The organism is Okeania sp. SIO3B5 (assembly GCF_010692555.1).
Classification (GTDB): Bacteria; Cyanobacteriota; Cyanobacteriia; order Cyanobacteriales; family Microcoleaceae; genus Okeania.
The window spans coordinates 1-13,736 of sequence record NZ_JAAHHG010000263.1 but is presented as its reverse complement, the minus strand read 5'-3'; the positions used below and the strand labels follow the sequence as shown (position 1 = coordinate 13,736).

Annotated in this window: 7 protein-coding genes; 1 reads left to right on the top strand and 6 read right to left on the bottom strand. The window is 38.4% G+C overall.

What is annotated here, in order from left to right; genetic code table 11:
* Positions 1 to 1,218: FG-GAP-like repeat-containing protein (locus tag F6K54_RS27220; protein WP_293084581.1), on the top strand; the 1,218-nt coding region annotated here is incomplete at its 5' end.
* Here the strand turns inward: F6K54_RS27220 and F6K54_RS27215 are convergent.
* The 6 genes from F6K54_RS27215 to F6K54_RS27190 all read right to left on the bottom strand — a co-directional run bounded on the left by F6K54_RS27215 (position 1,195) and on the right by F6K54_RS27190 (position 12,859).
* Complete coding sequence (locus F6K54_RS27215) at positions 1,195 to 2,712, bottom strand: hypothetical protein (RefSeq protein WP_293084578.1); 1,518 nt, start codon at positions 2,710 to 2,712, stop codon at positions 1,195 to 1,197. The genes F6K54_RS27220 and F6K54_RS27215 overlap by 24 nt on opposite strands.
* 465 nt (positions 2,713 to 3,177) lie before the next feature.
* Positions 3,178 to 6,573, bottom strand: coding sequence for a DUF6603 domain-containing protein (locus tag F6K54_RS27210; RefSeq protein WP_293084576.1), 3,396 nt, complete (start codon positions 6,571 to 6,573; stop codon positions 3,178 to 3,180).
* A gap of 161 nt (positions 6,574 to 6,734) precedes the next feature.
* Positions 6,735 to 7,220: a transposase gene (locus F6K54_RS27205; protein WP_293084573.1), complete on the bottom strand. Its 486-nt coding sequence runs from the start codon at positions 7,218 to 7,220 to the stop codon at positions 6,735 to 6,737.
* A 416-nt stretch (positions 7,221 to 7,636) separates the two neighbouring features.
* On the bottom strand, positions 7,637 to 10,468 hold the full coding sequence (locus tag F6K54_RS27200) for a hypothetical protein (protein ID WP_293084571.1): 2,832 nt from the start codon (positions 10,466 to 10,468) through the stop codon (positions 7,637 to 7,639).
* 228 nt (positions 10,469 to 10,696) lie between these two features.
* Positions 10,697 to 11,812 carry a hypothetical protein gene (locus F6K54_RS27195; protein ID WP_293084568.1) on the bottom strand — a complete coding sequence of 372 codons (1,116 nt, stop codon included), beginning with the start codon at positions 11,810 to 11,812 and terminating at the stop codon, positions 10,697 to 10,699.
* Positions 11,813 to 12,094: 282 nt separating this feature from the next.
* Positions 12,095 to 12,859, bottom strand: coding sequence for an ABC transporter ATP-binding protein (locus F6K54_RS27190; RefSeq protein WP_293084566.1), 765 nt, complete (start codon positions 12,857 to 12,859; stop codon positions 12,095 to 12,097).
* Positions 12,860 to 13,736: the final 877 nt, after the last annotated feature.

Below are 13,736 nucleotides of genomic sequence, written 5' to 3'. Positions count from 1 at the left end.
GGAGTGAGTTTAGGAGATGTAGATGGGGACGGTGATTTAGATGCTGTCTTTGCTAATAGTGATGAACCCAACCGAGTGTATTTCAATCAGGGCAATTGTAATTTCATCGACAGCGAGCAATCTTTAGGCTCAAACACTAGCCATGAAGTGAGTTTAGGAGATGTGGATGGGGACGGTGATTTAGATGCTGTCTTTGCTAATTTCGCTGATGACAACACCGTGTATCTCAATGATGGCAATGGGAAGTTCACCGACACCCTTCAATCTTTAGACTTAAACAATAGCGATGGAGTGAGTTTAGGAGATGTGGATGGGGACGGTGATTTAGATGCTGTCTTTTCTAATTATAATGGAGACAACAGGGTGTATCTCAATGATGGCAATGGGAAGTTCACCGACGCCTTTCAATCTTTAGGCTCAGACTATAGCAGGGGAGTGAGTTTAGGAGATGTGGACTCAGATGGGGATTTAGATGCTGTCTTCGCTAATAACGGAAGCAACAGCGTGTATCTCAATGAACGAAGAGGTGAATTACAAGAACCAACAAGTGAATTACAAGCAACTAATCCGAAACCCAACAGTAACGATAGTGCCGTTAATAGCGATATTACCCTTACCTTTGACCGTACTTTAAACACTACTACAGCTACCAAGGAAAATGTAGTTTTACATACCAGTCAGACTTCCCCAAGTAATGACACCGTAGTAACAGCAAGTGGTTCCAATGTTACCATAAATCCTCAAGCTGACTTTAAGCCCGGTGAATTAGTAGAAGTAACCGTTACTGATGGCTTAGCAAGTAATGAAGGGCTAGCAGCTAAACCTTATGTGTTCCAATACCGGACTGAAGTAGCAACAGGTTCTGCTAAATTCAGAAACATCACCACTAACTCTTTCGGCAATTTCAATAGCATTGGGGTGAGTTTGGGAGATTTAGACTCAGATGGTTATTTAGATGCTGTCTTTGCTAATGATTTTGGTCAAGCCAACCAAGTGTATCTCGGTAATGGCAGTGGGAATTTCCCCGACACCCCTCAATCTTTAGGTTCAAACAATAGCAGGGGAGTGAGTTTAGGAGATGTAGATGGGGATGGTTATTTAGATGCTGTATTCGCTAATCGTGATGGTGCCAACAGGGTGTATCTCAATGATGGCAGTGGAAATTTCCCTAACACCACCTCTAAATCTTTAGGCTCAAATAATTCTGTACGCAGTTAATGTATCTGTTACATGAAGATCCCTGTCTGCATCTAAGTTCATTGAGGCAATCTTTTCATCTCTTACGAAAAATTTAACTGATGATAGATCGCCAGTATCATCTACATCAGAACGGAATATCAAAGGACCAGCATTCTTAATTACAGCTCTATTGCCAATACGCACTTCCCGTCTAATTAAAGTTTCACTGTCAACAGTCACTTCCTTATCAGATAAAGTCAAAGGACCCTTCTCAATTTGACAGGTAAACTTCCCATCCTTGTAATCTTTAACCCTTTTATAGTATAAGTAGAGGTTAGCTTGGCCTGTGGGGTGATTCGTAACAATGTTGCTTAAATTAATTAATATTGTTTCTTGGGCAGATAAAATCACATCAACATTATTAGGGATAAAACTCCACTGTAATGCTTTGACAGTATCTCCTAATTTGACTTCTTTCACAGTACCGTTCTGTTTCCATTGACCCCCTTCAATATTTATACTAATACTATTAACTTCATCTATTTTTCCTAATGCCCAAGGAGTATCGGTCTCAGTTCCCACATCTAACATAATGATTAATTGAGAGGAAAGAGTAATATCACGATCATATTGGAATTCAACATCAGGATTTGCATCCTCAGGCAAATTAGTATTAGTAATCCGCAGTTGCAAATTACTCAATTCATTGTTAGTATTGAGAACCTGATTACAGTTCACAAAACCAACAAAGAGGGGGATATTAGATTTTCCAGTTGCTTGTACCATGTCTAGTGTTAATGTAGTAGATTTTTCATATTCGTCATCTTGTCCAGGGAGTCTCCTAGTTGTATCGATAATATTTTTAATATCGATAATTCCTTCTTCCAACTGCCAACTGATGGTGACATCAGTCGTCGCTGTGTCTGCTGCCTTTGTGCTTGCTAGCGATGGAGTTGTGACATCTGTAAATAGACCTCTCCAGAAATTAAAATTTAACAACCTTTTTACCGGGGTTGCCAGTGAATTATCGGAGATATCTAATGTTTGATTTGTGAAGAGACTTCTCCAGAAATTAAAATTTAACAACCTTTTTAAAGGGGTTGCCGGTGAATTTTGGGAAGTATCTAATGTCTGAGCAGCTAGGCCAGTTAAAATAATTTCTGTAGCCTCATCATGTTTGAGGACAATAGGTTCATTACCTGTCCAGAGTAGATAAAGACTATCGGCATTAGCATCACCCTCGTAACTAATTGACCAATTATCACTTTCAAGGCTAATACTTTGTGGCTCAACTAAGATACCAGGATTAAAAGCCAATTTAAAGTGATAATTGCTTGAGCTAGCTGCAGTTATGCCATCAAGGGGATCAACAGAGATTTTTTTCCCTTCAAGGTCATTGGCAATATCAAGATGAAGAGGTGGAACAGTGTCAGATTGATCCAAGAGTAAAACCTGACATATTTCCCCTTCTTCCTCATCTTCATAGCACCAACGAAACCGAAAAGGCATTTCTTTTTCTTCTTCTTCTGCCATTGGAGTTTGCTCCTATTGAAAACAATTATACTTGTTTAACCTTATGTGGCACAGGCTTCTAGCCTGTGTTTTTTTTGTGTTTTTTTTGTGTTTTTTTGTGTTTTTTTGTGTTTTTTTGTGTTTTTTGTATTTTTTTAAGGGAATAGTTTTTGTTTCATTCTCATATCTTGATGTGATTGTGATTGTGATTGTGGCTTCCAGCCTGTGTTTCTTTGAACAGGTGTTTCTTTGAACAGGCTTCTAGCCTGTTCCACGGGGCAAAAACAAAACCATCAGCGATCGCTTCACTATCCTCTATATCCACTTCACTCAAATCAGATCCTCAAGATTGCAAAATACTATGGCTTTGACAATTATTTGCTCAAGTTTCCTCAAGTGGAACAGGCTTCCATGCTGTGTTTTTTTGAACAGGCTAGAAGCCTGTTCCACGGGGCTATTTCACAATGAATAGTTTTTGATGGACTTTTATGTAACCAGAGGCGCAAAAACAAAACCATCAGCGATCGCCTCACTGTCCTCTATATCCACTTCAGTTAAATCATATCCTAAAGATTGCAAAATACTATCCCTTTGAGAATTATTGGCTAAAGTTTGCTCAATACGTTGCAGTTTTTCTTCATCCGTATTATAAGCAGAATTAGGCACAAATGGCTCTACATTTTCCCAAATATAGCGATCGTCAATCAATACAGTATCATACAGTAAATGTTCGACCCCTATCTCATGGGTTTTACCCGGTTTAGGAGGCTCTGCTGGCGTAATACGGAAACCATAGAAAACATTCTCAATGAATTGAGCTGCATTAACTTCTGGAGGTTTTACATGACCGCCGGACATACGGGGTATTCCCCAAGTAGCTGTTGAGGCTAGTTTAGGAATGGCTTCAAATGTAAATTTGTATTCCACATTTTCCTGATTATCCCCTGCTAGGTCTTTAACAATAGTGACTTTATGAGTAGTCTTTAACCCATCTTTGGTAATACCCATAGAGTTAATCCCGAATGCGGTATTAGTACCAAAATCTTTGGGATCATCCCCTGCCCAAACCTGTTTTGAAGGAACTAAGCTATCTGTTGACATTTCAAAAGATTTCGGATTAATTACCCAAACCTCTTTTTCATTTGCTCCTTCCCCTACCACAATTTGTTTGAGCAAACCATTAATATTAGTAATACTGCAAACATTTTCCGGTTCTGGCAAAAATGTCTCCTCAAATTCTTTCCAAGAAATAGGAAGGGGATAAATAGAACTTTGATCGCCAATTTTGATAGTAATAGGAACTACTAGAATTCTGATCTTAAACTTACAACCAAAATCAGGACCCCAAAAATGAATGCCGATCCCTAAACCAACACTAACAGTGCCAATTCCTGCACAAACATGAGTATGGAGGTCAATATCATAATGATAAGGTGCCCAACCGAGTAAAAAATCAGCCCCCGCATCAAAACTAGCCCACACAGAACCAGCTTTATAGGCAATAGCAAATAACCCTCCTGCCATTATACCATGACCACAGAGACTATAATAAATTTGGGCAGTAGTAAAAGCATGATGATCAATTTGCCAAGTCATGCCAATGTGTGGCACATCAGGATAGTGAGGAGGACGTTGAAATCGGGGATGATAGCCTCCTTGGCTAAAGATAAAATCACCAGCACGCTCTCCGGAGAACCATAAACCATAAGCAAAACCCCCTGTTAAAACGCAATTGCGACTAAAGATATAAGAATTGGGAGTGAGTTGTCCGCGAACCATCAACACTCCATCCATAGGAGCAAAACGTGCTTCTAGAGCTACTTCCGCTTGAGCAATAGGCTCAAAGCGACCAAGAGTGGTAGGAAGTTGTAAAAGTCCAATACCAATTAAACACAGTTCAAAATCACTCTGACTAATAGCAAAAGTCACTAAACCAAAGCAATCAATAATTTTGAAACAGGTAAAGTCAAGACCCACAGCACCCCAACCAGTTCCTTTGAGAGGTGGTATATATTTGTCTAAAAGCTCTAATTGTTCGGTAACGATCGCCTCGGTGTTACTGGGGTCTATGGGATCAGGTCCCTCCATTGCTTGATACACAAAAGGAAATTCATCCAAGTCTTCTAGAGGAGGCACAATTAAATCATAGTTGTAGCCTAATCCTCCAGAAAGACCAGTAACAAAGAAGAAAGGAGGTCCACCAAGAGGAAAATCACCTGCCAAGTAGATGAACAGAGCAAATTCTCCACTATCAGTATAATTAGCATAACCGCCAATAGCAGAGAGAGATAAGGCAGATTTACCCCCTTTACCCTTGGTAAATCCTACCGTAGCCGTGCCTAAATATTCATCGTAGTCGCTGCCTTCCTTAGCCAGGAATGCTCCTGAAATTTCTAACCCCCGACAAATTACCTGTAAACCAAAGCCATCAAGATTAAACTCAGGATTAAAGTCAGTTAAAGGAGAACTAATAGAAAGAGCATTGAGAGAAAGCAACAAGGAAGAATCTTGAATGATAAATTGAGGGGTGAGGTGCATTTGTCCTTTTTTGTAAACCAAGCCCACTTTTTCAAAGCGAATTGGCCCAAAGGACTTCTGAATTTCTAACCAGACACCATTATCAGCTAGGGTAATGAGATTGTCATCACTGGAGGTAGGTGTGGTAGTTGTGGAAGAAGTAACAAGTGAGGATTTTTCCGTTTGTGCTGTTATGTTTGCACTTTTACTAGCTGTACCGCTGTCACTATCAGTACTACCGCTACCTTGACTGATATTACGTTTTAAGTTTAATAACCATGCTTTTATGCAACCCCAAATCTTAAAAATATTAAAGTAAGCAATAATACTTGAGCCTCTATCAAGTTTGTTAGAGGATTTTTCAGTTTGCACTGTTATATTGGCACTGCGACCTCCTGTACCACTACCACTACCACTACTACCGCCACCTGTACTGCCACTACCACTACTTTTAGTACGTTTTAAGTTTAATAACCATGCTTTTATGTAACCCAGAATATCAAAATAAGCAATAATACTTGCTCCCCTATCCAATTCATTAATAGTGGTAGAAGGAGGTTTGATTTTTAATGGGGTATTGAGTTCTTCTAGCAAGCCATTGAGAATTCTTAGTTCTTTTTGAGTGTATTTTTGCAATGACACTAAAAATTCAAAAGCAAACTGGCTGGAGTACATTTCTTGGGGTAAGAAGTCTCCAACTAAAGGAATTCGACTGAACTGAATATTGGCATTAAAACCAATGCTAAACAGCATTTTCTTCCTGAGAATTCCCTGATTATTTATGGTGCTATAAATTCCCAACAGGACATTTTCTTGAAGATTAAATGCGTCTACAAGTTCTTCAGGAAATAATGATTCTAAACCCGGACAAATTTCCCCAACTAAATTGGCTAAATTAACATTGCCTATATCTTGTTCTTCTTGAATATTTAGTTGTCCAACAACTAATTTAACATCATCCCCCGATGGTTCATTTTTGGTTTGATAATATAAATCAAAGATGAGATTAGTACCATCTGAAAGAGGAATAGATAAAGAACCACCATATTCGCCAGTGTATTTATCAATACCTGTGTATTTCATGTCGATCTTGAGGCTACCACTTAATTCTTTAGTGGCATTTCCCTCATCATCTTGATTAATATCTATGGTAACTCCTACAGTAAAGTCATAATTACCTTTCTGTTGGTCGATTTCTACAGTAGCTTCTGTAAGAGTAAATATATCAATAGCAGTTAAATTTACATCATCTTCTGAGATGCCAAATGCGTCAATGATTAAGTTAATAAAGTCTTCCATTGTTGTAAGACCTGCCACTACCTCGACAGTAACATCATCAGGATTAGTAATATCAGAAATGCTCATTTTTTAAACTCCAAAGAAATTGTTTATTAATTAGTTAACTTGTTAACTTTGTCTTGTGGCACAGGCAATCACAGGCAATCACAGGCAATCACAGGCAATCACAGGCTTCCAGCCTGTGCCACAAGAATTGTCTGTAATTAATGTAATTACTATAATCCCTCTCAAATTTGTAACTCTGTATCTTGCCAAAAAAAGGGATAATCTTCTGGGGAATCTGACAATCCTGCTTTAACAGGATTTTGGCGAATATATTCCCACACATTTGTTAATTCTAAGTCATTTCTGACAATGCGATCGTATCTTTCTGACTGCCAAACTTTACCAATATTGGTCATAATTTTCAAAATTTGTTTGGCACTGTAGCTTTTGATGCTGTGCATAATACTACTAACAGACCAATATTCCTCCTGTGATTCCTCTTTAACTAGAGGATGTATTAACATATGAACATGATCTGGCATAACAACTAAAACAAAAATATCATATCGCTTTCCATGAAAGAATAGACAAGCATCTAAAACAATTTGTCTAGCTGCCGGAGTCAATTCAAGTCTGTTCCTGGTTTTGAAAGTAATGAAATATACAGCTCCATTAAATTCCCAGTGAGGTAAATCTCTTTGTGTAATCTTGAGTTCTTCTTGTGGCATAGGCTTCCAGCCTGTGTGTGTGTCTGTGTGTGTGTGTGTCTGTGATTATATCTGTGTTTGTGCTTGTTTGTCTATCTATTGTTTGTTGCTTGTGGCTTGTGGCACAGGCTTCCAGCCTGTGTCTATGATTGTCTGTGATTGTCTGTGTTTTGATCTCAAATAGGGACTATCTCACAAAAGCTAATTGACAAAAGCTAATTCACAAGAGTTAACTGACAAAAGCTAATTGACAAAAGCTAATTCACAAGAGTTAACAAGATTCTTAGACTTCAATTGTTATCTATAGGAATGGACAGCCCAGAGGGCTATCCCACAAGAGCTATCCCACAAGAGCTATCACACAAGAGCTATCACACAAGAGCTATCACACAAGAGCTATCACACAAGAGCTATCCACAAGGGCTATCTCACAAGAGTTAAGAATCTTCTTGGTCATAAATTTGACTCAATTGTAACCAACCTTCAGAAGCCTCCTGCGATCGATAAAAAGTGGCCTTGAAATTAACTGGTTTAATCTTTTCTTTCTCTGACCATTTTTCCTCCTGTAAAGTCAACCAAGACCAAGTACTACCAGGTTCCTCAGGTAAAGGAATAGCAATTTGATTAAAGATGCCTAGTCGATCGTTATTAGCAATAGTCTTATCCCTCCGATCGGACAAAACAGGAGTAGATAAGAAATTTACCTCCATCTTTTGTAAAGCATGATTATAATTTTCCCCAGGTAAACGTAATTCCTGATTAGGTAAAACTCCAGAAGTAGCATGAACTACCCCCCTCGGATCAATTAACATTGTCACCCCTTGAGGAGGTGCATCTACTGTTTGCTCAAAATATACTAACCCTTCTTTTTCAGTTTGAATCAGGGGATGATTGACAAGACGACTTTGGGGTGCATAAAACATATTGCCCTCATATTCATAATCTCCCTCATTACCTACAGGTTTTTCTCGCCAATATCCCACTAAACCATCATTGAGTTGTTGATAGTCTCCTAAACGGATCGGAATTTTAACCTCTGTAAACCCATAATTAGCTGGTGCTTGTTCTGTACTTTCAATTTTAACTGTAGGATCGATCGCGGGTAAACCTTTAACTTCTAAACTAAAAGTGGCCCTCACCACAGCAATAGGTCGCCCTACCAACAAAGCTAAAGTCGTATGTTCGGCAAAGCTTTCCGGATCGATAGTAGCTAAGGAATTATCCAAAGTAGAAAGAAACTGTTGTTGAAATTCCTCCCTTTGTTCTAAAAGATAGTGAACCAGCTTGCGTAAATGATAATTTGACAGCAGAGGACGCTCATTGTTATCCCGCTCGATAGTTACCTCGGGAGCATCACGCCACTTGCCATCCACATCAATAGATCCTAAACTCAAACCTTGATGGTCATAAATTGCTAGGTTACTATCAAGATTATTAGGAAGAATCCAACCACAAACAGGCGTTCTCGCTGGTGCTTTAGTCATTTCGACTTCATTGAGAGCATCTGCCGCTAACCAGTGGAAATTGAGACGAGCAGGTTGAGCCAAACGAGGCGATAATAAAAATTTGTTATTAGCACCAGTATCAGAAGGCTCCATGCGGTAAGTAGTGACAACCTCAGTAGTTACAGAATTTGCTTCTACTACTTCTTTGTGTTGTCCAAAACTATCAACTAACCACAGCCTGCCAATAGACATCGCCCCACTACGGATGGGATTGAAAATATCTCCAGTAAGGAATTTGTATTGTAAACTATTACCCAAAGTCCAACGTACTTGTTCATGGAAGATTTTTGCTACTGGATCGTTAGTCAGAGGATCGTCCACTTCTAGTTGTAGGGTTGGTTGAGCTAGCAGGAGAGTATCATTTACACCACCTATACACTGAGCCATACATTGTAGGTCTTCCATTTCCTCGTATGCCCATAAGGCTACGAAGATAGGGTCTTGAACTTGCTCTTCTTCAGGCTTATCTCCTATACCTGTTTCTGCATAATACCAATCCCTAATCTCCTGAAAATGGTCAGTCAAGTAATCTGAAGTTTTATCTGCTTCAGGAATGCTATTACCAAAATAGTAGTTAGGAAGTAGTTCTTCGTTCAGATAATAGATGATTCGTTCCTTCAAGTCACTACCCACAGAAGGACTTAAAAGACTAAAACCGCTATAAGTATTGCCACTTTCAATAAAACTGCTTTCCTTTCCTGCCTTAAGCTGTAAGTCTATGGCATTGGGTTCTAAACTATAGTTATCGAGAATTTGATTGGGGTGATAATCTTGGACTTCTCCGCTTACGGCATCACGACAAGGATAAAAGAAAACTGACCAATGGAAAGCAAAAGGATTCCAGGGTTGTTCATTCCAAGTGATAAAGTTAATTGATTCTCGATTTCCTTCAGGTTGGAGGTTATCAATTTGCCCTTGGAGTTGCTTTAAATTATCGATAATTGTCTCAACATCAAAATCTAAAGGCTGACATTCTAAGTAATCATTCTCATTTAACCGTCCATCTTGTCCAAAGCGAAGAGGGGCTTTGGCTGCATCTCCCGTTAATAAAATTGCTGGTTCGTTGGCACGCCAGTAATTTTGACTGACAAATGGTCTGAGGTTATATTTAGTAGTTAGTTTTTGGCTGTTGTTAGTGGCGATCGCTTCACTTAAATTATGAATAGCATTGGTGACTTGAACAGCTATTTGAGAGTCAGTGGGAGGAATATAAATGTTAAAAATACCCCCTTCTACTTTAACGTCATAAATTTGACCTGAATCTTCTATTTGCCAAGCTTCACCTTCAACAATAGTTGTAACAGGAGGGCGTTCAGATAATGTTACTCCACAGTTGGCAAATTCAACCTTTATATCATCCCAGTCATCATATCTACCATCGGCAGCTTCTTGAATAGTACTAACATAAGAACTGAAAAATTTTTTAGAATAGGCATCATTTAACTGAGATAGAATACCAAAAGGCAAAGCCTTTGACGTTACTGTGGCACTTCCATCTCCATTTTTGCTAAACTCTAATTCTCCTACTTGGGCGATCGCTGTTCGTAAGGGGATCAGACTGGTTCTATTGATAGTGTTGTAGAAATTTCCACCATCTTCATCAATATTCTTCATAAAGTAATACCACTGGCTATACAACTGCCTACGCATAGATTCTATGTCTAGCCAAGCCTGATGATATTGCTCTTGGAGACTATTGAGTTCATTGAGTGCTTGAGCCAGTTGTGTTGGTATTCTCTGTTGACCTGGTTTCTTGGCAATCAATTTCCTTTCTGGAGAAACTTCAGGGAGAAGAGTCCACAGATAGCCATCGTTTTGAGTACTAAACCCTAGTTGATGTTGCCCTTCTAAAAATTTAGGAGTAATATCATGTCCGGTTGAACAGTGATAAATAAATAACTACGGAGGAGTCAGTCCTCAGGAGTCAGGAGTCAGGAGGAAAGAGGGAAGAAAGAAGAAGAACTGGAGTTGAAGGAGAAAGTTTTTTTATAACTAATTATCCGGACATGATATAACATCAAGTTTGCGTGACTGCAACTTTTCTAATAGTTGCAAGGCTTCTATCTTGTCTTCAACTTCTTTGCGAATTGTCTTGCCGTCAGGATTGTTCTGAGAGTTGAAGGAGTGAGGCAAATAAGCAGCAAGAGCTTCGGGAGCAGAATCAGCTACAGCAATGGTTGGATTGGATAAACTGTTCACTCCATCTGTTCCCGAATTACCTGAACCACTAAAAGTAACTCTAGAATGATACAGCGTTCTTTCAGGAAAACCTTGCTCTAGTTGCTCTAAATCTAAAGTCCAATTAAACTCCTCTTGCAATAATTCCAGTAATTCTGCATTAGTTTTATCATCATTTTCTGCCAGAAATAATTTCAAAAAATCCTGTTGTTCATCACTGTAATAACCAATTATGTCATATTGCAATCCAGAGGGAGGAGTATTAGTGGTATATTCAGAATCCACCAACCCGAAAACGCTGTGGCAATTGGGATAAAATGCGGCAAAGGTAGCTTTAACTTCATCAAATATGGGGATGGTTGCTTTATTCCCAATAGCAGTCAATGCAGGAGCATATTCCTTAGTTCCTCCTTCTGACTCCCATTCTCCCAATTCCCAACTACGTCCCATATAGCGATAACGCTGGTATTGGTAAGTGCTAGGGTCTTCAGGATTAATATTGGTCAAATCTGGCGGTTCCATGAGAATATTAATGGCATCAGGTGGTGAACTACGATCACCTGGTTCAAGTTCTGGATAGAGATAGTCACTTTCAATCATCCATTGCTTTTCTCCTTTATCACCTCCTTGGCGTAAAATTAACCAACGGTTGGGTACACGAGGAAAAGTAGTTCCTGTTTCATCATGTTGTCCATTGGTTAGGGCATCTGGTAAAGACCAATGGATATGGATTCCTGCTTTCAGTATAAAATTTTGGTTAAATAAAGGGGCTAGTAACTGTTCACTGAGATTATCTTGTCCCGAACCATGGGTATCATCTTGATACTTATAGGGTAATAGTCTATAATCAGCCATTGTTGTGAGAGCAGGTCGATCGCTGTCTAGACATAGGGCATCAACATGGATGGGGACAAGTAGGGTTTTAGTCATATTTGCTTTGGTTTTCTTGTTGAGTAATTAATAAATAATCAGTACAAATTTGATTCGGCTTTTCTTGAGCCGAGTATCATAGTTTTTTGGCTTTTTTGATTTCTTTTCTTTGAGGTATGCGTTATAGATGCTTTTCTTACTTTTAGTTTCTTTGTAGAAATTTAATGATTTTTTAATATTTTTTTAACAATTTTAGGAATGGGGAATATATTTTAAGATATCTGTAAAATAACTAGGATAATGGGGCCAAAATTTATTTGTTAGCCCCTCTAAAATTTGACCTTAATAATCTGATACTGCCATTTCCAAATAATTATAAATTTCCCGACAATATTCATTACATAATTGCGACATTCGGAAATCTTCATTACGAGGATAATCCACATCTATTTTAACATCTGCTAATACCCTACCAGGGCGGGCAGCCAGAACAATTACTCGTTGAGATAAATACACCGCTTCATAAATATTGTGAGTGACAAAAACTACAGTCCAATTTCGTTCTTGCCATATCCTTAATAGATCGCTATTAAGTTTACTGCGAGTCATTTCATCTAAAGCTCCAAAAGGTTCATCCATCAAAACAATTCTTGGCTTAGTTACTAATGCTCTTGCAATAGAAACTCGCATCTTCATACCACCTGATAATTGTCGTGGATAAGAACTTTCAAAGCCATCTAATCCTACTAAGTTAATTGCTTCTTGTAATATTGTTCGAGATTCTCTGAGAGATTTTCCTGTTAATTTTAGAGGTAAATGTACGTTATCAATAACGTTCGACCAAGGCATTAAAGCTGGTTCTTGAAATACAAAGGCTAATTCATTTTTATTCTGGTTTATATTTGATTCAATTTTTCCTGAACTAACTTCACTTAATTGTGATATTAATCGCAATACTGTACTTTTTCCACAGCCAGAGGGACCAACAAAAGTTACAAATTTACCATTATTAATGGTAAAACTTATGTCTTGCAAAGCAATAGTTTTATTAGGATAAATCTTATTTACATGATGAAAAGAAATAGCAGGATTATTAGTATTATTCATATCTAACCCTAATATGATTATGGTTTATTAATTGTAAGCTATCAGCTATCAGCTAGCCTCCTCCGGAGGAACTGCGTTAACAGCTATTGCTTTTAGTTTAGAATCAAAGCTTTATTAATTGTCTTATATCATGTCCGGTTGAATACTTACACTTTGGAGGAGGTAAGGCAGCGGGAGCTGGAGGCAGGAGGCAGAAGCGGTGCGACCCCGCGGGGCGCGTCAGACGCAAGGGAATGCGCACCAAGAGAGGAAAGAAAAGGTTAGAAGGGAAAAGGTTTTTTATCACTGATTATCCGGACATGATATTACTACAAAAGTTGTCTCCCTTGCCCTTAAAGCTCTATTTTAATTTAAATACTGCCCTTAAGAAGAGAGTATTGTTGCTGAAGTCCGCAGTTCTGATCCAGGAGGCTAGCTGCTGACAGCTAATAGCTGTTTGCGCAGCATTCCGCAGCTTTTATCTTTCTTCCCTTTCCCTCTTGCCTAAAGCTTAGAATTTTGTACATCACCAGTACTGAGAATTGCTATACCTTGTTCTATATTTTAGCCAACTGATTTCATCTGAAATTCATATTTAAGTGGCAATATCAATATATTAGAGAATACAAAAATATTAGAGAATACAAAAATATTAGAAAACATAGAAATTGCTCTAAAAAAATCATTGAAGAATGCCAAAAATTATGGCAAATATCACCCTCGGAAAAAACAGAAAATGATGAGTATTTTTTATTCAAGAGGTAAACTAAGTAGGGTTTGCTGATTAAATCTGAAAGTATTGACTGATATTTGTTTGAGCAATTTTATGTCTGGAAAAAGTACTAGCTTTTCGGTGGCAAGAGCTGCATAAAGCTAGTATTTTGGGATGATTATGACA